Source organism: Anaeromicrobium sediminis (assembly GCF_002270055.1).
In the GTDB taxonomy this organism is placed as follows: domain Bacteria; phylum Bacillota; class Clostridia; order Peptostreptococcales; family Thermotaleaceae; genus Anaeromicrobium; species Anaeromicrobium sediminis.
In genome coordinates this window covers 22,165-45,706 of record NZ_NIBG01000007.1, presented here as the reverse complement: position 1 = coordinate 45,706, position 23,542 = coordinate 22,165, and the positions used below count along the sequence as shown (strand labels likewise).

Genomic DNA, 23,542 nt, shown 5'->3' with positions numbered 1-23,542 from the left:
ATATGGAAAACATAAAAAGACCTAGTATATTTGGAGTCAATGTACTTTATTTAATAGTAGGAATTGTACTTTTAACCTTTGGGGGGTATTTTCAAAGTAAAAATATTAAAAGTGGATTGGTTATAACAGAGTACTTAATCATATTGACTCCTCCCATATTGTTCAGTTTAGTATTTGATCTAAAATTAAAAGAAACTTTTAGACTTAGGAAAATATCTATAAAGAATATGATCTTGAGTGTGGGGTGTACCATATTAATATATCCCATAGCCATGTTCTTTAATTTAATAGTACTCAATATAATAAGTATTTTTACAAAGGTGAAAAAGCCACCCATTCCAGTGGCTAATAACATGGGGGAGTATATAATACTTATGATCATAATAGCCTTCTCAGCAGGTCTCTGTGAGGAAATGTTCTTTAGGGGATTAGTATTTAAAGCCTATGAAAAAATGGGGAAAACAAAGGCCATAATCATATCGGCCACCCTATTTGGAGTATTTCACTTTAATATACAAAATTTATTAGGTCCTTTAGTTTTAGGTTTATTATTTGCTTATCTAGTAGAATATACAGGATCCATATGGGCAGGGGTCATAGGTCATTTTACTAATAATGGGTTGTCTGTAACTATGGCGTATATGGCAAATATGGCCAGCAAAGGAGCTGCAGTTACTGAGAACTCTCCTGACATATTAAATAACAATATGTTATTATTGGTAGGAACCATACAAATTGGAGTGATAGGTCTTATTTGTGGAATCATATTATACAAAATAATAAAGTCTTTAAAAAAGGATTCCTTAGAAGAAGAGTATGAAGAAAAATATAATATGACGTTTAAAGACTCTATACCTCTTTTGATAAGTTTAGTCATATTTATATATTTTGCTTATATACAATTAATGTTTTAATAACTATATTTTAAACTTATAGTATAAAAGATGAAACCCTTACCCATAATATAGATGAGGGGAGGGGTACTATGTCAAAGAAAAATAGTATGAAAAACAAAAAGAAAAAAATTGAAACTATAGAAGACAAATGGAAATATGAAATAGCAGATCAACTAGGCCTTCTAGATAAGGTAGAACAGTTTGGATGGGGTGGCCTTACTGCTAAGGAAACGGGAAGAATTGGTGGTCTTATAACCGTTAGAAAGAAAAAGTTAAAAAAGGAAGTACCTAAGGAAGAAGAAGTTAAAGGATAGAGTAAAGCTATCTTTTGGGCCACGATCATAGTCGTGGCCTTTTTATATTGAAAAAAATCAAATGAAATGGGTGACGTGAATATTTTGTTATCACGCCACCTATTATGAAGAATTTAGATGAGATTATTTAATCATATTATTGTATCTCTGGTTTAGATGGTTGAGAAATATGATTTAAAGCTTCTTCAGCTTCATGTTGTAGTTCGGATTTAACAGCCACATCTCCAAGGGCAACAATTCCTACAATACTTTCATTGTCAACAATAGGAAGTCTTCTTATCTGGTTAGTACTCATTAGTTGGCTGGCTCTATCCACATCCATTTCAGGAGTACCAATGATAACTGATTTTGACATGACGTCTTCAAGCTTTGTAGAATTATCTTTTCCGCCTGCAACGGCTCTTATGGCAATGTCTCTATCTGTTACAACGCCAACTGGTTTGCCATTTTCACATACGGGAATAGAACCAATTCTATGTTGTCTCATTAATTTTGCTGCCTCTGCTACCGTATCTGTTTTACATAAAGTTACTACATTGGTAGTCATTATATCTTGTATATTCATAGTCGATCACCTCTTAATTATTTTGTAATGTTTTTCTCTATAAAGAACATCAATAATAGTATTTGTAATAAAATTTTATTAATTCTTAAAAAATAATACAATTAATGAGATTATTAAGCACATGAATTAAAAAATGTAATTCATAAAAAATTATATATAAACTAAAAATATTATTAAAAAAATTCATTTTTTAAAAATCTATTAAAATATAAAGGAGTATTCACTTATATAAAAGTATGAATACTCCTTAAATTTATATTTTTAAATTAATTAAATGCAAAGTACTTCATAAAATTTAACTACTACTTCTGTTCCAGCATAAGGTATTAATGCACCTTCAAATCCTGGTCTAACTTTTCCAAGGTGAAGACCTCCAGCATAATAGGCCCTTGCCACGTATAAAGGTGTTCCATCAGCTTCATATCCAAATTTAAGTGCACCATCAGGTATGGTTCCATCAGACATAGCTACCCATTTCATCGTTCATGCCTCCTTTTGTAGTTAATGAAAAAGGATTAAACCCTTCCCCATTAACAATATATACATGTACAAGAAAAATGTTACAAAAAATTATTTTTTTAAGTAAGTACAAGGACTTCATAGAAACTAGTTAGCACTTCAACTCCCTCAATAGGAATAGTTGCACCATTAGAGACAGGTTTGATTTTTCCTATATGGAGTCCTTTAGAATGATGTGCTCTTGCTACATATAAAGGTGTTCCATCAGCTTCATATCCTGCTGTAATGGCACCTAGAGGAATAGAACCTTTACTTGCAGCTACCCATTGTACTCCCGTTCCCCTTTGTGAAATTGGAATTTCAACTATACTTTTTTGTTTTAAAGGATCTTGTTCCTGCCCTTGAAAGGTCTTATTAGGATTAGAACAATACCAAGGGCTAAGTCCACTACCCCTATAATTATATTTGTTCACGATTATCACACTCCTTCATAATATGGTTTGTATTTAGAACTTATGAATTATTGGAATGTCAAAGTTTTTGTCATTTTTCCAGTCATATAATTTAAGCTATTATTAGTATATGATTCTAAAGTTCAAATGGTGATGACTATGAATTGCCCCTAAAAACGGCTTGTATATTTAAAACATGTTGATATATAATATATAATAAGGTTTTGGAGGCGGTTTTATGGATAAGATAGATAAGTTAGTCCATTTAATGAAAAACAGTAAGAAGACTATTGTTTTAACAGGGGCTGGAATATCTACGGAAAGTGGCATACCTGATTTTAGAAGTTCTACTGGATTGTGGGCTCATATTGATCCTATGGAGGCTTTATCTACTGATGTATTATATAATAATCCAAATAAGTTTTATAAAGAAGGCTTTGAACTTTTAACTGGTATGACAAATGCTGAACCTAATATAGGCCATTTTATGCTAGCTAAATTGGAGAATGAGGGATTTGTAGATTTACTCATAACTCAAAACATAGATAATCTTCACCAAAGAGCAGGGTCTAAAAATATATACGAAGTCCATGGAAATACAAGGGAAGGCTATTGTACTGACTGTGGTGAAAAAGTAGTTATAGAACATATAAAAGATAAGGTGAAAAGTGGTCAAGTGCCCCCTGTGTGTCATAGATGTGGAGGGATACTAAGACCTAGTGTAGTTATGTTTGGTGATGGATTGCCTGAGTGTTTTGACAAGGGTTGGAGAGAAGTTGAAAAAAGTGAGCTATTAATAGTTATAGGTTCATCCTTATCTGTTTCTCCTGTTAACTATTTGGCTAATATATGTGAAAATTTAGCAATAATAAACTTAGGTGAAACCATGTATGACTACAAGGCTAAGATTATAATAAATGAAAAAATAGGGGAAACCCTAAAGACGGTTTATGATAGATTAAATAAGTAAGGAGAGATTTAGGTGAGAGCATACTCAGCATTTTCTCTGGTATATGATACTTTAATGGAAGATGTAGATTATATTGGATGGGCAGATTACATAGAAAAGGTTTTTGAAAAAGAACAAATTAAACCAGTGAATATGGCAGAACTTGCTTGTGGAACAGGGAATTTAACTAATATATTGGCAAATAGAGGATATCATTTATTGGGAACAGATATATCCAGTGATATGCTTTTTATAGCTAGGGAAAAAAGTATAGAGGGTAGTGGTAGCATTACCTATCTTCAACAAGACATGAAGGAAATGAGTTTGCCAACTGAACTAGATGCTATTTTGTGTGTTTGTGATGGATTTAATTATATATTGGACCATGAAGACTTAGAAGGTGTATTTGCTAATGTGAAAAATCATATAAAAAAGGATGGTCTATTCATGTTTGATATTAGCTCCCATTACAAACTTAAAAATATCTTAGGAAATAATACTTATGCAGAGAATTATGATGAAGTATCTTATATATGGGAAAACTATTATGATGAAGAAGAGTCCATCTGCGATTTTGATTTAACCATATTTGTGAAAGAAGATGAATTATACAGAAAGTTTGAAGAAAAACATAGCCAAAGGGCCTATAGAATAGATGAAATAACAGAAATCCTTAAAAATGCAGGTTTTTCATCTATAAACACATATGATGGATATAGTTTTAATAATCCAAGGGAAGAAAGTGAAAGAATTAGTTTTATATGTAGATAAATAAATGGTAAGTGTGAACAAAATAGGAGGACGTAAAATGAGTAATTATGTTGTAAGGGCTGTGGCAGCTAATAAGAGTATAAGAGTATTTGCTGCAGTTACTACAGATTTAGTAGAAAAAGCTAGAGGATTTCATAATACAACACCTGTAGCTACGGCAGCTTTAGGAAGAACTTTAACAGCCACATCCATAATGGGCCTTATGTTAAAGGGAGACAATAACAAATTGAGTGTTCAAATAAAAGGCAATGGACCTATTAAACAAATATTAACCACATCAGATTCTAAAGGAATAGTTAAGGGATATGTGAGTAATCCATATGTGGATATTCCCCTAAAGGCCAATGGAAAGTTAGATGTGGGTGGAGCTGTTGGATCACAAGGAAGAATGACAGTTATAAAAGATTTAGGACTAAAAGATCCTTATGTGGGACAGTCAGATCTGGTATCTGGTGAGATTGCAGAAGACTTTACTTATTACTTTGCAAATTCAGAACAACAACCATCAGCTGTAGCCCTAGGGGTTTTAGTAGATAGAGACTATACAGTTAAAGTAGCTGGGGGAGTAATTATACAATTATTACCTAATACTGATGATGAAACTATAACTAAAATAGAGGAAGCTTTAAAAAATGCACCTCAAATAACTAAGGTTTTATCAGAAGAAGATACTCCTGAAAAAGTATTAACTACTTATTTAAAAGGGTTAGATATAGAAATATTAGAAAAAGTTCAAGTGGATTTTGAGTGTGATTGTAGTTTTGAAAAGTTAGAGAGAGCTTTAATTAGTATTGGAGAAAAGGACTTAAAGTCCATAATAGAAGAGGATGAAAAGGCAGAACTTACATGTCATTTTTGTAATACTAAATACAATTTTGATAAGGTTCATTTAACAAGATTGTATGAAGAAATAAAAAAATAGGATAATTAGGTTATTCGTTAGTCTAATATAGAAGGTTAACGAATAACCATCTTATTCCTTGACTTTTTACGTTAGTATAGGTATAATAACATTTGTCAGAGGAAAAGGTAAAAAATGCCCAGATAGCTCAGTCGGTAGAGCAGGGGACTGAAAATCCCCGTGTCGGTGGTTCGATTCCGCCTCTGGGCACCAATTTAATATAGGGCGGCATAGCCAAGTGGTAAGGCAGAGGTCTGCAAAACCTTTATTCCCCAGTTCAAATCTGGGTGCCGCCTCCAATGAATATTAATCCTAGTTATAACTAGGTTTTTTTTGTATATTATAAAATTGTAAATTTTATAATATACAAAAAATGAAGGGGGTGTGGGGGAAGAATTCCCCTGCCTCTTTAAGGAGGGTGTTCAGATTGCGTTAGCAGACGCCTCCGGGAACCATAGGGTTCCATAACGAATCATAGGTCCTATGACTTTTGTATATATACGTATGAAAAGGGTGGAGAATATGAAAGTTTGCCAATGTATAAAAACTAATATTCCAATTTTAACTAAAGAAGATAGTGTGGGTACAGCGATAGATTACTTTTTAAAAGAAGACATAGACTTAATACCAGTAATAAATCAGGACAAAAAATTAATAGGTGTTTTAACAAAGAATCATATGCTTAGATATATAAAAAGCCAAATTTCTATGAATATGAGCATTGATAAAATAGTAAGTAAGGAATCAGAATTAATAATAAAGCAAAGAGAGATTACTAATGTAAATGAGATTTCAACAAACTTAATAGTAATAGATGACAATAATGAGGTTTTAGGATTATTAAATCCTAAAGAGACTATAAGTAAAATTCAACAATTAACTAAGAAGTTAGATGCAGTAATAGAATCTTCCTATGATGGTATATACATAACAGATGGGGAGGCTAACACCCTTCGAATAAATAAATCTTACGAAAGAATAACTGGAGTAAGAAGGGAAGAAATGTTAGATAACAATATGGTGGATTTAGTTGAGGATGGATATATATCTGAATCTGCAACTATGGAAGTTTTAAAAACAGGAAAAACTACCACATTGGAACAAAAGTTTAAAACGGGTAAGAAGGCCCTTGTAACTAGTACACCCATATATGATGATAACAACAATATTATTATGGTTGTTACAAATGTACGGGATGTGACGGAGTTAGTTAAGTTAAATGAACAATTACTCAAAAATAAAGAATTGGCTCAAAAATATTTTTCCGAAATAGAGGAAATGAGATTACAGCTAATAGATGATTTTGATTTAATTGCAAAGGATGAAAAGATGCTAGATACTTTAAAAATCTGTAAAAGGGTTGCTAAAGTAGATACTACTGTTTTATTACTTGGAGAAACGGGAGTAGGAAAGGAAGAAGTAGCTAAGTATATACATAAAAATAGTAATAGGTGTGAAAATCAATTTATAAAAGTAAATTGTGGGGCCATTCCAGATAATTTAATAGAATCAGAATTGTTTGGATATGAAAAAGGAGCTTTTACGGGAGCTGTTAAAGAAGGCAAAATGGGTATGTTTGAAATTGCTGATGGGGGAACTATATTTTTAGATGAAGTAGGGGAGCTTCCTTTAAAAATGCAAGTGAAACTATTACGGGTTCTACAGGAACAAGAATTTACTAGGGTTGGAGGAACTATTCCTATAAAGATAAATGTACGTATATTAGCTGCTACTAATAGAAATTTAGAAGAAATGGTAAAAGATGGAGTGTTTAGGGAAGATCTATATTATAGATTAAGTGTAATTCCCATAACCATATTACCCCTTAGGGAAAGGAAAAAGGATATATTTACATTAGGAGAATATTTTTTAAAGGGATTAAACGAAAAATATAATTCGAATAAGTTCTTAGACAATGATGCCATAAAATGTTTATTTGAGTATAATTGGCCAGGGAATGTTAGAGAACTTAAGAATATAGTAGAAAGAGTTTTTGTAATGAGCTATAAAGATAAAATAGGCGAGAATGATTTGCCTAATAATATTAGAAATATTAAGGAAGTTGATATTCTTAATTCAGATAGAATAATACATTTAAAGGATGCTGTGGCTAAAGTGGAGATAGATTTAATTAAAAAATCCTTTGATAAATATAAAAATGTAAGAGATGCATCAAAGGCTTTGGGTGTAGATGCATCCACTTTCGTAAGAAAAAGAAAAAAATATATTGAAATGGGAAAATATGAATGATGTAAAAATGCAACGTGATGCAAAAACGCAAAAACTTTATTTGGATAGAAGGTATGTTAAAAATAAAACACTTATACATCAAAGAATAGAAAGAATAAAAACTAGGTCGTTGTAAAAATGCAACGACCTAGTTTTATTTATAGGCACTAAAAATTAGTAAAAAATCCTTATGAAAATAATTTTATGCATAAAACTGGCTGAAATACAAGCTTTTAAAAAAGTGAAAAATATATTAAACTATTGTTAAAGTTTTGGCATACCCTTTGCATTTATGATAGGATGTAAAGGTATCAGAAAAAAATTAAAAAATTTAAATATATACAAGGGGGCTGTTTTTTATGGCATTAATGACTAAAGAGCAATATTTACAAAGTTTAAGAGAACTTAAACCAAAGGTATACTTATTCGGAGAATTAGTAGAGAATCCAGTGGATCATCCAATTATTAGACCATCAATCAATTCAGTAGCTATGACTTATGAATTAGCACAAGACCCAGAGTATGTGGACTTAATGACTGCTACATCAAATTTAACTGGTAAGAAAGTAAACAGATTTACACACTTACACCAAAGTACTGATGACTTAAGAAAGAAAGTTAAAATGTTAAGACTATTAGGTCAAAAGACTGGATCTTGTTTCCAACGCTGTGTTGGTATGGATGCTTTCAATGCAACATACAGTACTACATTTGAAGTAGACGAAGCACATGGAACTAACTACCATGAAAACTTTAAGAAGTATTTAGAGTTTGTTCAAGAAAACGACTTAGTAATAGATGGAGCTATGACTGACCCTAAGGGAAATAGAGGATTAGCACCTTCTAAGCAAGAAGACCCAGATCTTTTCTTAAGAGTAGTAGAAAGAAGAGAAGATGGAATCGTAGTAAGAGGGGCTAAGGCTCATCAAACAGGATCTATTAACTCTCATGAGCATTTAATCATGCCAACTATAGCAATGAGAGAGGGAGATGAAGACTACGCTGTAGCATTTGCTATCCCAACTAATGCAGAAGGACTTTACATGATCTATGGACGTCAATCTTGTGATTTAAGAAAATTAGAAGATGGAGCAGATGTAGATTTAGGAAATAAAGAGTTTGGTGGACAGGAAGCATTAGTAGTATTTGACGATGTATTCGTACCAAACGATAGAATTTTCTTAAATGGAGAAGTTGAATTTGCTGGAATGTTAGTAGAGAGATTTGCTGGATATCACCGTCAAAGTTATGGTGGATGTAAAGTAGGTGTGGGTGATGTATTAATCGGAGCTGCTGCATTAGCTGCTGAGATGAACGGAGCACAAAAGGCATCTCACATTAAGGATAAGTTAATAGAAATGACTCACTTAAATGAAACATTATACTGCTGTGGTATAGCATGTTCTGCAGAAGGACACGAAACTAAAGCAGGTAACTACCAAATAGATTTATTATTAGCAAATATTTGTAAGCAAAATGTAACAAGATTCCCATATGAAATAACTAGATTAGCAGAAGATATTGCTGGTGGTTTAATGGTAACTATGCCATCTGAAAAAGACTTTAAACATCCAGAAATAGGACCTATCTGTGAAAAGTACTTCAAGGGAGTAGATTCAGTTCCAACTGAGCACAGAATGAGAGTGTTAAGATTAATCGAAAACATGACTTTAGGTTCTGCTGCTGTTGGATACAGAACAGAGTCTATGCATGGTGCAGGTTCACCGCAAGCACAAAGAATTATGATTGCTAGACAAGGAAACTTAGAACATAAGAAGAACTTAGCAAGAAAACTTGCTAGAGTAGACGAAGAATCAATTGCAAAAAGAGAAGCTGCTTCATCTGTAGAGAAGTAAACTAAATAGGGGTGTGTCCAAAATGGGGGTTTTGGCACACCCTTACAATATAAGGGGGATTGGGAATATGTCTATTAAACGAGAGTTTGGCAAAGAACAACCTTTTATTAAAGCAGGACCTTTTAAGGTAAGGGTACCTTTTATTCACTACAGGTTTGAATGGGCAGATTATATTCAAGGACTTTTAATGTGTGCAGTATGTTTAGGAGCTATTCCTATGCTTCAAGAGTATATGGGGATGCCCTTTGAAGTGGCTATGGCAATAGTATTACTAAATGGACTATTATATTGTGCACATGTATTTTTAGGAGATCCTGTAGTACCAGGATGGGTAACTCCAGCAATACCTCTTTTAATACTCCATGTAAGTCAATTTGAAATGGGTGTTGAAAGAATTCATGCGCTTATAGCTTTTGAAATGAGTCTAGGCATACTTGCCATTGTACTTGGTATAACAGGACTTGGCAAAAAGATTATATCTATAGTACCAAATGCAATGCAATCTGGAATTATATTAGGAGCTGGTTTTGCGGCTACCATGATTATATTTAAAAAGGGAGCTAGATTTGATAGTTATCCCCTATCTATAATCATATGTATTGGTTTAGGATTTTACTTGCTTTTCTCTAACCACTTTAAAAGTAAAAGAGATAATAATAGTTTCTTAAAGTTAGTTTCTAATGTGGGGATATTACCGGTAGTTCTATTAGCTATTGTGGTAGGGCCTTTAGTTGGAGAAGTTCCTTGGCCAAATGTAGAATGGGGAATAACAAAGCCTGCTTTCTCTACACTGTTTAAAGAATGGACTATATTTGGTATTGGTTTCCCTCCTATATCCATGTATATAGAGAGTATTCCAATGGTTTTATCAGCTTATATAGTATTGTTTGGGGATATGATACAAGCACAGGCTTTGATTGAAGATGCTCAAAAGGTAAGAAAAGATGAACTTATAGATTATAATCCTAATAGATCTCATTTAATATTTGGTATTAGAAACTCAATAATGTCTATATTCGGACCTGATATAACCATGTGTGGACCACTTTGGGCTGCAATGCAAGTTGTAATATGTGAAAGATATAAGCAAGGTAGAAAAGCTATGGACTCTATAAATGGAGGGGCTGGATCCTTTAGATTTGGAACTTTGACAGGTTACTTAATATTACCTATAGTTACCTTATGTAAACCTATACTTGGAATAGCGTTAGCTTCTACCATGCTTATCCAAGGATATGTATCTGTTAGGGTAGGTGTTATGAAGGCTAAAACATTTAATGATTTAGGAATAGCTGGAGTTATGGGAGCTATTCTAGCAACTAGGGGAGCAGCTTGGGGGCTAGTTTCAGGAATAATACTATGCTTACTTATAAACTTAGGTAATGATTCAAAATACGATGTGTACATATTTGATAATAAAGAAGAAGGCAAAGAGGTTAATTAATTTAAAATAGGATTTAATTTATTAATGAGGTGATTAATAATGTGGAAAGAACTTTATGAGAGCAAACTTACTACGGCAGAGGAAGCTGTAGGATATATAAAATCTAATGACAGAGTAATTTTAGGTCATGCTATAGCAGAGCCAGTAACTTTAGTTAAAGCTATGGTAGAAAATAAAGATGCCTATGAAAATGTAGAAATTTCACATATGTTTTCTTTAGGAAAAAGTGAATATGCTGCAGAAGGTATGGAAAAACACTTTATACATAATGCCCTATTCGTAGGTGGAGGAGCTAGAAAAGCTGTTCAAGCTCATCGTGCTGATTATACACCTTGTTTCTTCCATGAGATACCAAGATTATTTAGAGAAGGACAAATGCCTGTAGATGTGGCTTTAATTCAAGTAAGTAAGCCAGATGAACATGGATATTGTAGTTTTGGATTATCTGTAGATTATACTAAGCCAGCTGCGGAAGAAGCTAAAATAGTAATTGCTGAAATCAATGATAAAATGCCAAGAACTATGGGTGATTCTTTTATCCATATTTCAGAAATAGATCATATTGTAGAAGTTTCTTATGATTTACCAGAACTTCCAGCACCAAAAATAGGAGATGTAGAGAAGGCTATCGGAGAGAATTGTGCTTCATTAATAAATGATGGAGATACACTTCAATTAGGAATAGGAGCTATTCCTGATGCGGTACTTCTTTTCTTAAAGGATAAAAAGGACTTAGGTATACACTCTGAAATGTTCTCAGACGGTGTTGTTGAGTTAATAGAAGCAGGAGTTATAACTAACAAGAAAAAGTCTATAAACAAAGATAAAATGGTAGTTACATTCTTAATGGGTTCTAAGAGATTATATGACTTTGTTGACAATAACCCATCTGTGGCAATGCATCCAGTTGATTATGTTAATCATCCACGCACAGTAATGGAAAATGATAACATTATATCTATAAACTCTTGCCTACAAGTAGACTTTATGGGTCAGGTAGCGTCAGAATCTATAGGTCTTAACCAGTTTAGTGGTGTAGGTGGTCAAGTAGATTATGTACGTGGAGCAGCTATGGCTAAGGGCGGTAAGTCTATAATAGCTATGCCTTCTACTGCCGCTAGAGGAAAATTATCTCGTATAGTACCTCTATTAGATGAAGGTTCTGCCATAACTACATCTCGTAATGATGTACATTATGTGGTAACTGAATATGGTGTGGCTGATTTAAGAGGGAAGACACTAAAGGCTAGAGCTAAGGCTTTAATAGAAATAGCTCATCCAGACTTTAGAGGAGAGCTTATAAAAGTATATGAAGATAGATTTAATTGTAAATTTTAGTTAGAATATAGAGGGCGGTTAGTTGTATGATATTATATAACTAACCGTCTTTAAAAATGTTTCCTTGGAAAAATGTCTTTTAAATTAAAAGTGGAGTTGATAATTATGAAAGAAAAAGTATTAAAAGTTATGGAAGAAATCATAAGACCACAATTGGCTAAGCATTATGGAGATATAAGCTTGGTTGATGTGAAGGACAATGTGGTATATGTGAAGCTACTAGGTGCATGTAGTGGATGTCCTTCAGCTAGATTTACTATTGAAGATGTGGTTTTAGCTAGTCTTCAAAATGAAATTCCTTCTATTGAAAAGGTAGAACTAGTTCAGGAAGTAAGTAGTGAGCTGTTAGACATGGCAAAGAAAATATTGAGAAAAGGTGAATAATATTGAACATAGGGATAAAGTTTTGTGGTGGATGTAATCCTAGATACGAAAGAAAAAATGTCTTTAACAGGATGAAGATTGACTTAGAAGGGGCTAATATAGAGTTGGCTACGGAAGAAACTAGGTATGATTATATAGTCGTATTAGGTGGGTGTACTAATTGTTGCGCTGAGTATAAAAACTTAAAATATAAGAGAGAAATCATACTATTTGTAGACATTAAACAGTACGATGAAATGATAAAAAAGCTAAAAAATTAATTATAAAAATAATGGAAAAAAATACAAAAAAACTATAGACAGAGAACGGGTAAAGTATTATAATTTAGATAGTTCATGAAAGTGAACAAAATTCATCCTAATAAACTTTGTGAAAAGAGTAATTATTTGAGCCTTATTATGTCTCCCCGACATGAAGGTAATATTTCTTTCACAAAGTCTTTTTTTTTTTAGAAAAAACTTTAAAGCCTACTTAATTTACACCAATATTTCAATAGGGACTTTCTTATAGGATAGATATACATTATAATTAAAGAGAATTATTGGAATTTTGAATGAATAAAACTCTAATAATTCAAGACGGAGTTGTTGAGGTGAGTAAATGAAAATTGGTGAGAAAATAAACTGCTTTAGAAATGAAAGAAAACTCACAATAAGGGAGTTAGCAAATCTTACAAGCTTATCTATAGGTTACATTTCTAACTTAGAAAGGGACTTGACTAGTCCTTCGTTAGCAAATCTACATACCATATGTCAAGCATTAGAGATTAGTCTAGTAGAGTTAATAATGGAATCTCAGGAAGAAGAAAAGATCATCATAACTAGAAAAGACGAAAGAAAGAAAATGTATTATGATGAAAAGGAAAAAATAAAATATGAGGCCTTAATAAGGGACAAGGATAAATTTGATGCTTATGCTGTTACCCTTGAGGCAAAAACAGAATTCAGTAATAAAGCTTGGGAACATAATATGGATGAATTTGGAGTAGTTATAAAAGGGCAATTAGAAGTTATGGTGGGGGAAGAAACTTATTTGCTCAATGAAGGTGATACTGTATTAGTAAATAAACTTGTAGAACATAAACATAGAAATCCAATAAATGAAAAATCCATAAGTCATTGGTATTTTGTAAAATAAGTAGACTATTTTTAGTCTACTTTAATTTTTAGGAAATAAAAAAATAAAAGATGGTGATATGATGAAAAAAGCTTTAATTGATGGACGAGCATCTGTAGAAATAATTAAAAATCTAGAAAAATTAAACATAAAAGCTATAAAAACTCCAAAGTGTAAAGAATTATATGAAGCAATATCTTTTCATGTGGATATATTAAGTTACAAAGTTGATAATACTAATATTATAGTAGCACCAAATATTTATGATTTCATAAAGGAGGAACTTTGTAAAAATCAAATTAACCCTATAAAAGGAAGCGCATTTTTAAAAAGTAACTATCCCTATGACATTGCATATAATGTAGCAAGAGTTGGAAGATATGCTATACATAACTTTGAATATACAGATAAATTAATATTAGATCACTTAAAAAAAGAAAATGTAGAGCTTATAAATGTTAAACAGGGATATTCAAAATGTTCAATATGTATTGTAAATGAAAAGGCTATAATAACTTCTGACCAAGGTATTGCAAATAGCCTAAAAGGCCATGATATTGACGTATTGTTAATAAATGCTGGGCATATAAGTTTAAAAGGGTTAGATTATGGATTTATAGGAGGATGTACAGCTAATATGAACAATAAACAGTTGCTTTTTACAGGAACTTTGTCAAATCATCCTGATGAAATTAAGATATTAGACTTTTTAAAAAAGTATGAAATAGAGCCTTTGTTTTTAAGTAAAGAAAACTTAATTGATTTGGGCACTATATTTATCTTTGATTAAACAAACATTTTGAATATCACTTCTTGTTACAAATTACAGTTATGCTGTAGGAAGGAGTGAATCTATGGTTATATTAACTATATTATTATACGAATACACTAAAGATATAAGAGAAAGATTAAAAAAAGAGCTGAACCTACTTGGGAGGGAAGGTATAAATATAGATGAGGATATATCAGCAAATAATGGGAAAGTAGTTATTGATTATAAGTTGAGTGACAATATAACTGATAAGGATTATATAGAGTACGCAGAAAATAGATTGAAGTGTGAAATAACTAATGGGTTATCTGATATGATATTGGATAAATATGAAATTTCAATGGCGAAGAAAATTTTAGAAAAAGAATACTTTTATTTTAGTCCCTATGAGCTAAATTCCATATTAAGTCATTATGTAAACTTAGGTGAGCAAGATGTAAGTGAAACAAATAAAAGAAAACTGAAAAGTGTCATATTTAAACCTATAATGAGATATTTAAAAAGTTCATCTTTCATTGATATTGAAGGATTTATAAGATTTAGATTAAGAGAATTTACAAATGAGGTAGAATACAAGATAGATAAGGCCATAGGCGATTATTTAATGGAGAAGGAATACAATGAGTTTATAAAATTGTTAAAATATTTTGTTGAAATACAAGATGCAAAGATAGATTTGGTAAATGTATTCATGAATGTCCATGGGAAATATTATATATATGACCATAATAATAGGCTAATAAATGATGAGTACTTAGAAGAGTTGGCAAATGAAATGACAGATAAGGAAATAGGATATGATGACTTATTGATTAGTTCATTGATAACTTTAGCTCCTAATAAGATTATAATACATCCATCTCACAATATAACTAAAAAGGAAATAATAAATACTATTAAGAAAGTATTTTCAGGAAAGGTGCAAATCTGTTCGGGATGTAAAATGTGTATGAATATAAAGAATGCTATTAAAGAGTAGTTAATATTGAGAATAACCTACAACTATGGTATACTAAATAACAGTTTGAAAGTAAGGCACGTTCAAAAAAATAAAAAGTCGATCTACTCGTTCTTTTGATTTCTAACTTCGTTACTGAATCAATCATTTACTTCAGTAAACTCATGATTCAGCGTCTTGTTAGAAATCAAAATTACTTCGCATCTTGACTTATTATTTTCTTTCACGAGCCTAAATAGACAAGAGGTGAAAGTTGTTGTTTTGGATTAAGCTGTTAATTTTAACTACCATAGGAGCTATGATAGGTTGGGTTACTAATATTTTAGCAATAAAGTTAATATTCAGGCCACTAGAGCCTGTTAAAATTCCACTAACTAATAGTTATTTTCAAGGTGTAATTCCTAAAAGGCAAAGTGAAATAGCTAAAAGTGTAGGGGAAATGATAGAAAAAGAATTGTTATCTATGGAAGAACTTATAGATAAAATACTATCACAAGCTAATAAAGAGGAAATAATAAATACTATAAAAGTAAAGATCAATGGCATAATAGAAAAGAAGATGCCTCCTTTCATACCAACTCCTTTTAAAGGTATGGTACAAGAATATATAGAAGATGTAATTGAAAAAGAAGGAAATGCAGCTTTAGAGGATATAATGAATGAACTTGTGGAAAAGGCCATAGATAATGTTAAAATCAATGAAATAATAGAAGAAAAGATAAATGATTTTCCACTGCCTAAGCTAGAAGAAATAGTAATGACTATAGCTAAAAAGGAATTAAAACACATAGAAATATTAGGCGGAATATTAGGTGGAATGATTGGTATAGTACAAGGTTTAATAATACTCGCTTTTTAATTAGAAAAAAATGTATAATCTTATTGACAAAAGATAAAAATATTCATATAATAAGTAAAAACTAAAAATATTAAAGCTATGATCAGAAAAATTACCATAAACCCAGTTATCAGAGATAGAGTGTCATGGGCTGAAAGCATTCTTTAATTATGGATATGGGAAAACTAGCTGTGAGCTATCTTTTAGTAGTGTAATATGAAAAAAGATTCGTAGAGGCTGCGTTAAAGCCTCCAAAGTGGAGAAATCAAATTGGGTGGAACCGCGAGATCAATCTCTCGTCCCTTTATATTTAAATATAAGGGACGGGAGTTTTTTATTTATCAGGAAATTATAAATTTTTATAATAGCAGATAAGTAAAAAACGAAGGGGTTGTAGGGGAAGAATTCCCCTGCCTCTTTAAAGGAGGGTGTTCAGATTGCGAAAGCAATCGTCGAAGGGAACCATAGGGTTCCATAACGAATCATACGAAGTATGAGTTTTTTATTTGGATAAAAAAATTACATATAAATTTTGAGGAGGGTTAAAGATGATAAAGTTACATCTTAAAGATGGTTCCGTAAAGGAGTATGAAAAGGGAACTAGTGTATATGAAATAGCTAAATCTATAAGTGGTAGATTAGCTAAGGAGGCAATGGGTGCTGAAGTAAATAATAAGGTTGTGGGACTTGACTATAAAATAGAAGAGGACTGTGAACTAAACATATTAAAGTTTGAGAATAGAGCAGGACAAGATATATTTAGACATACAAGTTCACACATATTAGCACAAGCTGTTAAGAGATTATACCCAGAAGCAAAGTTAGCTATAGGACCAGCCATAGAAAATGGATTCTATTATGACATTGATTGTGAACACAGATTTACAGAAGAAGATCTTGAAAAAATCGAAAAGGAAATGAAAAAGATTGTATCAGAAAATCTTCAAATAGAAAGATTTGAACTTCCAAGGGAAGAAGCTATAGCCCTTATGAAGGAACATAAGGAAGATTACAAAGTAGAGTTAATTGAAGACCTACCAGAAGATAGTGTTATTTCATTCTATAAGCAAGGAGAGTTTGTAGACCTTTGTGCAGGGCCTCACATTCAAACTACTAAGCCTGTAAAGGGAATTAAATTACTAAGCTTAGCTGGTGCTTACTGGAGAGGTGATGAGAAAAACAAGATGCTTCAAAGAATCTATGGAACATCATTCCCTAAGCAAAAGCTATTAGATGAATATATACACAGATTAGAAGAAGCTAAGAAGAGAGATCATAGAAAATTAGGTAAAGAATTAGATTTATTTAGCATTCAACCTGAAGGTCCAGGATTCCCGTTCTTCCATCCAAAGGGAATGGTTCTTAGAAATATACTAGAGAATTTCTGGAGAAGTGAACATACAAAAGAGGGGTATGTGGAGATTAAGACTCCTATCATATTAAATGAACAATTATGGCATACTTCTGGTCACTGGGATCACTATAAGGAAAATATGTATACAACTAAGATCGATGGTCAAGATTTTGCTGTAAAGCCTATGAATTGTCCAGGTGGAATGTTAGTTTACAAAACTAAGATGCGTAGTTATAGAGATTTCCCAATCAGAATGGGAGAATTAGGATTAGTACACAGACACGAATTATCAGGAGCACTTCATGGCCTTATGAGAGTTAGAAACTTTACACAAGATGATGCTCATATATTCATGTTACCAGAACAAATAGAATCAGAAATTAAAAACTTAATTAGATTTATTGATTCTGTATATGAAGTATTTGGATTTAAGTATCATGTGGAGTTATCTACTAGACCAGAAGATTCAATGGGTAGTGATGAAGAATGGGACTTAGCTACTACTTCACTTAAAAAAGCCTTAGATTCTATGGATATTGATTATATTGTAAATGAAGGTGATGGAGCATTCTACGGACCTAAGATAGACTTCCACTTAGAAGATTGCATCGGAAGAACATGGCAATGTGGAACTATCCAATTAGACTTCCAAATGCCACAAAGATTTGACTTAACTTACGTAGGTAAGGATGGAGAAAAGCACAGACCAGTTATGGTACACAGAGTAATCTTTGGAAGTATTGAAAGATTCATTGGTATCTTAATCGAGCACTTTGCAGGAAAGTTCCCAGCATGGTTAGCGCCAGTACAAGTTAAGGTACTTCCTATAGCAGATAAGTTTAGTGATTATGCTAAGGAAGTAGTTGCTAAAATGGCTGAAGAAGGAATTAGAGTTGAGATAGATGAAAGAAACGAAAAGATTGGATACAAAATCAGAGAAGCTCAATTAGAGAAGGTTCCGTACATGATTATTATAGGAGAGAAGGAAGTAGAAGGAAATACTATTTCTGTTCGTTCTAGAGATAAGGGTGAATTAGGAGCTCAAGGTGTGGATTCTTTCGTTAAAGAATTGAAGAATGAAGTTAAAGAAAAGAGAATAAATTTATAATATGAATAGAAGGGCCTAGTGCTCTTCTATTTTTTTAGCAAACTAAAAGGAAGGGCTTAAAGCCCTTCTCTTAGGCTGTTGACAAACCTGAATTTCTTCGTTGTTGCTTCAACTAAGAACCCTTACGTACGTGTATATACGCTGCGCTCTCTCGGTTTCAGCACGCCTCGAACTTCAAATTTGTCAAAAGTCTATCAGATTGTAGACTTTGTCTACAATCTGATAGGAGGGCTTAAAGCCCTCCTTTGTTCAATATAAGATTATTTTTTATTAATAAAGTATCTAGTTCTTCTCCAGTTAGGGTTTCTTGTTCGTAAAGGTGATCAGCGACTGTCTGAAGGAGATTTAGGTTTCCAGTTAATAGGGAAACACTATCCTTGTAACATTCATCTATTATTAATTTTATTTCATTGTCTATTAATGGATAGCAGTTTTTTATAAAATTAGGTTCAAAAACTCTATTTTGAAGGTTGCTCATGCCATATTCACATACCATTTGGTAGGCTAGGGCATTTGCCTTTTTCAAATCATCCTTAGCTCCTGTAGATACTTCACCATAAATAAGTTGTTCTGCACTTCTACCTCCTAATAAGACTTTTATTTTATTCTTTAGTTCATTATAAGTTAACAAGTATCTGTCTTCTTCAGGAGTATACATTACATAACCTAATGCTTCGCCACGGGGAACTATTGATATTTTTGATATTAAATCTAATTCCAATATTTTTCCCATTAAAGCATGGCCTGCTTCATGATAGGATACTTTCTTTTTTTCTTTTTCAACTATATGGGGATTTTTCTTTTCAACTCCGCCTATTACCTTTTCTATGGCCGCATCAAATTCTTCAATGCCTATATTTTTCTTATTATTTCTAACGGCTAATATGGCAGCTTCATTGGCAATGTTAGATAAATGAGCTCCAGACATACCATGGGTTTTTTGAGCTAATTTTTTTATGTCTACACTCTTATCTACTGGTTTGTTTCTTATGTGAACGCCAAATATTTCTTGTCGAGCTTTTAAGTCTGGATTCCCTATATGCATATGCCTATCAAACCTTCCAGGTCTTAAAAGGGCTTCATCTAAAAGATCTAATCTATTAGTAGCTCCTATGACTACTACGTTCTGATCCGAGTGAAATCCATCCATTTCTATTAAAAGTTGATTTAGAGTTTGATCTTTTTCATTGTTGCTTTCTGTAGTTCTCTTAGCACCTATGGCATCCACTTCATCTATGAATATTACACTAGGGCTATTTTTTTTTGCCTTTTCAAACAGGGTTCTAACTCTTTTTGCTCCTACTCCCACATATTTTTCCACAAATTCAGAACCACTAGCAGGAAAGAAGGTTGAATTAGTTTCTCCAGCTAATGCCTGAGCAAGTAGGGTTTTTCCAGTACCAGGCGGACCATAAAATAATATTCCCTTAGGTATTTTTGCACCCATCTTTTTGTACTTTTCTGGGGATTTTATAAAATCTATTACTTCAACTAATTCTTCTTTTACTTCATCAAGACCAGCCACGTCCTTAAAATTAACATGGGGTTTATTAGTTTGTTTTAATTCTTTGTCTTTTTTTTCTGTTTTAACTTGAGCTAGTTCGTATTCTGGAGAAGAATCTAATTTTTTATAATATATAAAGAGCACGAAACAGGTGAGGAGCAAAATAACTCTTCCCTTGCTCATGTATGTAAAGTATGAATTATTAACATTTATAAATGTACCTAAAAATAATATTAATAGGTTTATATACAATAAAGAAATAATAAACTTCCTTTTATTCATGATACACCTCTTTTCTAATAATTTTATTCCTTCGATAAAATTAGTTTACCCAATGTATAACAAAAAATAGGAGAACATATAAAATAAAAGAAGTATATTTTAAATAAATAAGAGAAAAACTAAAAAAATTATTATTTATAAAAAAACACAATAAAAGTGTTGACAATTTTAAAACATAATGCTAAACTTATTGAAGTGATATGAATTGAAGAAATAAAGTAGAAGTTTCCGCTTCTCACCTTACGAAAGGGATCGTTAAGGTTAATAAGCTTTTACCTAAATGGTAGGTGTAATGTAGCTTGTGAAGCGGATGCGTAGTGCATTCGCTTTTTTATTTTATAGTGAAGTAAGTGCATAAATTTTTTAGGAGGTGTCAAGTCATTAGAGAGAAGGATTTAGAAATTAATGAGCAGATTAGGGATCGTGAGGTAAGGTTAATAGACTCAGACGGTCAGCAACTAGGAGTTGTTCCAGGTAGAAAAGCTCAAGAAATGGCTATTGAAAAAAAATTAGACCTAGTTAAAATTGCGCCACAAGCAAAACCACCTGTTTGTAAGATCATGGACTATGGAAAATATAAATTTGAACAGTCCAAAAAGGAAAAAGAAGCTAAAAAGAAGCAGAAGGTTATTAACGTTAAAGAAGTTAGATTAAGCCCAAATATAGAACAACATGATCTAGAAGTAAAGTCTAACAGAGCTCACAAGTTCTTATCTAAAGGAGACAAAGTCAAGGTTAGTATAAGATTTAAAGGTAGAGAGATGGGATATACTAAGTTAGGTTATGATGTGATGAATAAATTTGCTGACCTTGTATCTGAAGTTGGTCAGATTGAAAAGAAACCAAGCTTAGAAGGTAGAAATATGACAATGTTTTTATCTCCTAAAAATGCTTAAAATTTAGAGGGGAGGATTTTATTATGCCAAAAATGAAAACACACCGTGGAGCTGCAAAGAGATTTAAGTTAACTAAAAAAGGTAAGGTTAAGAGAGCTAAGGCCTTTACTAGCCATATATTAACTAAAAAGAGCCAAAAGAGAAAGAGAAACTTAAGAAAAGCTGCTATCATGGCTAAAGGTGATGCAGCAAACATGAAGAAATTATTACCATACTTATAGAAGAGAGATTTGTAAAGGAGGTCGAAAAACATGGCAAGAGTAAAAAAAGCTATGAACGCAAAGAAGAAGCATAAAAAAATATTAAAACTTGCAAAAGGTTTTTATGGAGCTAAAAGTAAGATATTTAAAGCTGCTAACCCTGCAGTATTAAGATCTTTAAGATCAGCATATATAGGACGTAAATTAAAGAAGAGAGATTTCAGAAAGCTTTGGATCGCAAGAATCAATGCTGCTGCTAGAATGAATGGAATTTCTTACAGTAGATTAATTAACGGATTAAAATTAGCTGGAATTGAAGTTAACAGAAAGATGTTAGCTGAAATGGCTATCCATGATGAGCAAGGTTTCGCTCAATTAGCAGAAGTTGCAAAAGCAAAATTAAATGCATAAAAATAGACTCTTATACAGAGTCTATTTTTAGTTACAAAACTTTTGTTAAGGACGGTTATACACTAGACAAAACCGTAAATGAATATCTTTTGAACCTTAGATAAAAGGGGCATTGAATGATGGTTCACAAATAATGGTTATAGTGCTATAATTAAGTAAACTACATAGGACAGGGGTGATTATCATAGACGTAAATAAAAGGATAGATAAATTTAACTTGGACCCTGCACAAATAATAGTTTTAGGTTTTGCCAGTGTAATTGCAATGGGCGCTATACTTCTTATGTTACCCATAGCATCAAAGGATGGGCACAGCGTAGGTATTTTAAATGCTTTTTTTACAGCCACATCGGCAGTATGCGTAACGGGATTAGTAGTAGTGGATACGGGAACTCACTGGACTGTATTTGGAAAAACTGTAATTATACTATTGATTCAAATAGGTGGATTAGGATTTATGACCATGGCAACTTTTTTTGCTCTATTATTTGGAAAGCGTATTACTTTAAGGGAAAGACTTATAATGCAGGAAGCTTTAAATCAATTTAACATATCTGGAATTGTACGACTGACAAAATATGTCTTAATAGCAACCTTTGCTATTGAGGGTATGGGAGCCATACTGTTAGCTTTTAGATTTGTACCTAGGTATGGTTGGGCAACTGGAATTGGATTTAGTATATTTCATGCTGTATCTGCATTTTGTAATGCAGGATTTGATTTAATAGGAAATTTCAGGAGTTTAACACTTTTTGTAGATGATATATTAATAAATGTAGTTATTTGTGGATTAATTATAATGGGTGGTTTAGGATTTACCGTAATAGTGGAAGTAATGAACAAAAGAAAGTTTTCAAGATATACTCTACATACTAAGTTAGTATTATGTATTACGGCAGTGTTACTAGTGGTAGGATTCTTAGTTGTTCTAGTACTTGAGTTTAACAACCCAGATACATTAGGAAACCTCACATTTAAGGGGAAAATACTGGGAGCCATGTTCCATTCAGTGACTCCAAGAACGGCAGGATTTAATAGTTTACCTACAGATAAGCTAAGTATGGCCACTATATTTTTTACCATAATATTAATGTTTATAGGTGGATCTTCTGGCTCTACTGCTGGTGGTGTTAAAATTACAACGGCAGGGGTTATGGTATTACATATTTCAAGCATAATTAAAGGTAAAGATGATACGGAAGCCTTTGGAAGAAGAATACCAAGGGATATTATAAGTAGATCTTTGGCAGTTATAGGTATAGCCATGTGCCTAATTATATTAGTCACTATGATTTTGTCTATAACAGAACCGAGTCAAGACTTCTTGAGTATATTCTTTGAGGCCACATCTGCATTTGCCACTGTAGGTTTATCTGTTGGAATAACACCAACATTGAGTGGGGTGGGAAAGGTAATCATATCTTTAACTATGTTTGCAGGAAGGGTAGGTCCTTTTACTATAGCCTTGGCACTTGCTAAGCAACAACAAAAGAAGAAGGGATTAGTAAAGTACCCTCAAGAAAGAGTGATAGTAGGATAAAATAT

24 protein-coding genes, 2 tRNA genes and 1 other annotated feature are annotated in these 23,542 nt (G+C 32.3%); of the genes, 22 read left to right on the top strand and 4 right to left on the bottom strand.

The features are described from left to right. Nucleotides 1-2 precede the first annotated feature (2 nt). Both CCE28_RS09570 and CCE28_RS09565 read left to right on the top strand, forming a co-directional pair. On the top strand, nucleotides 3-914 hold the full coding sequence (locus tag CCE28_RS09570) for a type II CAAX endopeptidase family protein (protein ID WP_095133349.1): 912 nt from the start codon (nucleotides 3-5) through the stop codon (nucleotides 912-914). A 71-nt stretch (nucleotides 915-985) separates the two neighbouring features. After that, on the top strand, nucleotides 986-1,210 hold the full coding sequence (locus CCE28_RS09565) for a small, acid-soluble spore protein, alpha/beta type (RefSeq protein WP_095133346.1): 225 nt from the start codon (nucleotides 986-988) through the stop codon (nucleotides 1,208-1,210). 136 nt (nucleotides 1,211-1,346) lie between these two features. Here the strand turns inward: CCE28_RS09565 and CCE28_RS09560 are convergent, their stop codons facing one another. The 3 genes from CCE28_RS09560 to CCE28_RS09550 all read right to left on the bottom strand — a co-directional run bounded on the left by CCE28_RS09560 (nucleotide 1,347) and on the right by CCE28_RS09550 (nucleotide 2,707). After that, entirely contained in the window at nucleotides 1,347-1,775 is a 429-nt protein-coding gene (locus tag CCE28_RS09560; protein WP_095133345.1) for a CBS domain-containing protein, read from the bottom strand. A gap of 270 nt (nucleotides 1,776-2,045) precedes the next feature. Beyond that, a complete protein-coding gene (locus tag CCE28_RS09555; protein ID WP_095133343.1) occupies nucleotides 2,046-2,255 on the bottom strand; it encodes a DM9 repeat-containing protein in 210 nt (69 codons plus the stop codon). A gap of 98 nt (nucleotides 2,256-2,353) precedes the next feature. After that, nucleotides 2,354-2,707: a DM9 repeat-containing protein gene (locus CCE28_RS09550; protein ID WP_176461752.1), complete on the bottom strand. Its 354-nt coding sequence runs from the start codon at nucleotides 2,705-2,707 to the stop codon at nucleotides 2,354-2,356. A 217-nt stretch (nucleotides 2,708-2,924) separates the two neighbouring features. Between CCE28_RS09550 and CCE28_RS09545 the strand changes: the two genes are divergently transcribed. From CCE28_RS09545 to thrS, 16 genes are all read left to right on the top strand, one after another. Next, nucleotides 2,925-3,656: an SIR2 family NAD-dependent protein deacylase gene (locus CCE28_RS09545; RefSeq protein ID WP_095133340.1), complete on the top strand. Its 732-nt coding sequence runs from the start codon at nucleotides 2,925-2,927 to the stop codon at nucleotides 3,654-3,656. A 12-nt stretch (nucleotides 3,657-3,668) separates the two neighbouring features. Then, on the top strand, nucleotides 3,669-4,406 hold the full coding sequence (locus CCE28_RS09540) for a class I SAM-dependent DNA methyltransferase (protein ID WP_095133339.1): 738 nt from the start codon (nucleotides 3,669-3,671) through the stop codon (nucleotides 4,404-4,406). A gap of 37 nt (nucleotides 4,407-4,443) precedes the next feature. After that, nucleotides 4,444-5,328 (top strand): Hsp33 family molecular chaperone HslO, encoded by an 885-nt coding sequence (gene hslO, locus CCE28_RS09535; protein WP_095133336.1) that lies wholly within the window; start codon nucleotides 4,444-4,446, stop codon nucleotides 5,326-5,328. Nucleotides 5,329-5,444: 116 nt separating this feature from the next. After that, nucleotides 5,445-5,520: transfer RNA gene (locus CCE28_RS09530), tRNA-Phe, on the top strand. An 11-nt stretch (nucleotides 5,521-5,531) separates the two neighbouring features. After that, a tRNA-Cys gene (locus CCE28_RS09525) sits at nucleotides 5,532-5,606 on the top strand. 223 nt (nucleotides 5,607-5,829) lie between these two features. Continuing rightward, nucleotides 5,830-7,557: a sigma-54-dependent Fis family transcriptional regulator gene (locus tag CCE28_RS09520; RefSeq protein WP_176461751.1), complete on the top strand. Its 1,728-nt coding sequence runs from the start codon at nucleotides 5,830-5,832 to the stop codon at nucleotides 7,555-7,557. 338 nt (nucleotides 7,558-7,895) lie between these two features. Further along, nucleotides 7,896-9,392: a 4-hydroxyphenylacetate 3-hydroxylase family protein gene (locus CCE28_RS09515; protein WP_095133331.1), complete on the top strand. Its 1,497-nt coding sequence runs from the start codon at nucleotides 7,896-7,898 to the stop codon at nucleotides 9,390-9,392. A 67-nt stretch (nucleotides 9,393-9,459) separates the two neighbouring features. After that, nucleotides 9,460-10,836: a hypothetical protein gene (locus CCE28_RS09510; protein WP_095133330.1), complete on the top strand. Its 1,377-nt coding sequence runs from the start codon at nucleotides 9,460-9,462 to the stop codon at nucleotides 10,834-10,836. Nucleotides 10,837-10,875: 39 nt separating this feature from the next. Further along, entirely contained in the window at nucleotides 10,876-12,174 is a 1,299-nt protein-coding gene (locus CCE28_RS09505) for an acetyl-CoA hydrolase/transferase family protein (protein WP_330396837.1), read from the top strand. A gap of 105 nt (nucleotides 12,175-12,279) precedes the next feature. Continuing rightward, entirely contained in the window at nucleotides 12,280-12,558 is a 279-nt protein-coding gene (locus tag CCE28_RS09500) for a NifU family protein (protein WP_095133327.1), read from the top strand. Nucleotides 12,559-12,560: 2 nt separating this feature from the next. Next, nucleotides 12,561-12,818 carry a hypothetical protein gene (locus CCE28_RS09495; protein ID WP_095133325.1) on the top strand — a complete coding sequence of 86 codons (258 nt, stop codon included), beginning with the start codon at nucleotides 12,561-12,563 and terminating at the stop codon, nucleotides 12,816-12,818. A gap of 340 nt (nucleotides 12,819-13,158) precedes the next feature. Continuing rightward, nucleotides 13,159-13,695, top strand: coding sequence for a helix-turn-helix domain-containing protein (locus tag CCE28_RS09490; RefSeq protein WP_095133323.1), 537 nt, complete (start codon nucleotides 13,159-13,161; stop codon nucleotides 13,693-13,695). A gap of 61 nt (nucleotides 13,696-13,756) precedes the next feature. Next, on the top strand, nucleotides 13,757-14,464 hold the full coding sequence (locus tag CCE28_RS09485; RefSeq protein ID WP_242972948.1) for a DUF6873 family GME fold protein: 708 nt from the start codon (nucleotides 13,757-13,759) through the stop codon (nucleotides 14,462-14,464). Nucleotides 14,465-14,528: 64 nt separating this feature from the next. Further along, a complete protein-coding gene (gene ytxC / locus CCE28_RS09480) occupies nucleotides 14,529-15,425 on the top strand; it encodes a putative sporulation protein YtxC (protein WP_095133320.1) in 897 nt (298 codons plus the stop codon). Between the two features lie 232 nt (nucleotides 15,426-15,657). Then, entirely contained in the window at nucleotides 15,658-16,263 is a 606-nt protein-coding gene (locus CCE28_RS09475) for a DUF445 domain-containing protein (protein ID WP_278277538.1), read from the top strand. Between the two features lie 69 nt (nucleotides 16,264-16,332). Then, nucleotides 16,333-16,549, top strand: a binding site (T-box leader). A 241-nt stretch (nucleotides 16,550-16,790) separates the two neighbouring features. Continuing rightward, the gene (gene thrS / locus CCE28_RS09470) at nucleotides 16,791-18,704 is read left to right on the top strand and encodes a threonine--tRNA ligase (protein ID WP_095133317.1); all 1,914 of its coding nucleotides are present in this window, start codon (nucleotides 16,791-16,793) and stop codon (nucleotides 18,702-18,704) included. A 232-nt stretch (nucleotides 18,705-18,936) separates the two neighbouring features. Here thrS and ftsH read toward each other — a convergent pair whose 3' ends face one another. Continuing rightward, entirely contained in the window at nucleotides 18,937-20,490 is a 1,554-nt protein-coding gene (ftsH, locus tag CCE28_RS09465; protein ID WP_095133315.1) for an ATP-dependent zinc metalloprotease FtsH, read from the bottom strand. A 350-nt stretch (nucleotides 20,491-20,840) separates the two neighbouring features. On the opposite strand from ftsH, the gene infC reads away from it, so the two are divergent. The 4 genes from infC (at nucleotide 20,841) to CCE28_RS09445 (ending at nucleotide 23,537) form a co-directional block, all read left to right on the top strand. Beyond that, nucleotides 20,841-21,386, top strand: coding sequence for a translation initiation factor IF-3 (gene infC, locus CCE28_RS09460; RefSeq protein ID WP_095133313.1), 546 nt, complete (start codon nucleotides 20,841-20,843; stop codon nucleotides 21,384-21,386). Nucleotides 21,387-21,409: 23 nt separating this feature from the next. Further along, a complete protein-coding gene (gene rpmI / locus CCE28_RS09455) occupies nucleotides 21,410-21,607 on the top strand; it encodes a 50S ribosomal protein L35 (RefSeq protein WP_095133312.1) in 198 nt (65 codons plus the stop codon). A 30-nt stretch (nucleotides 21,608-21,637) separates the two neighbouring features. Beyond that, nucleotides 21,638-21,997, top strand: coding sequence for a 50S ribosomal protein L20 (gene rplT / locus CCE28_RS09450; protein ID WP_095133311.1), 360 nt, complete (start codon nucleotides 21,638-21,640; stop codon nucleotides 21,995-21,997). Between the two features lie 175 nt (nucleotides 21,998-22,172). Beyond that, nucleotides 22,173-23,537 (top strand): TrkH family potassium uptake protein, encoded by a 1,365-nt coding sequence (locus tag CCE28_RS09445; protein ID WP_330396836.1) that lies wholly within the window; start codon nucleotides 22,173-22,175, stop codon nucleotides 23,535-23,537. Nucleotides 23,538-23,542 lie beyond the last annotated feature (5 nt).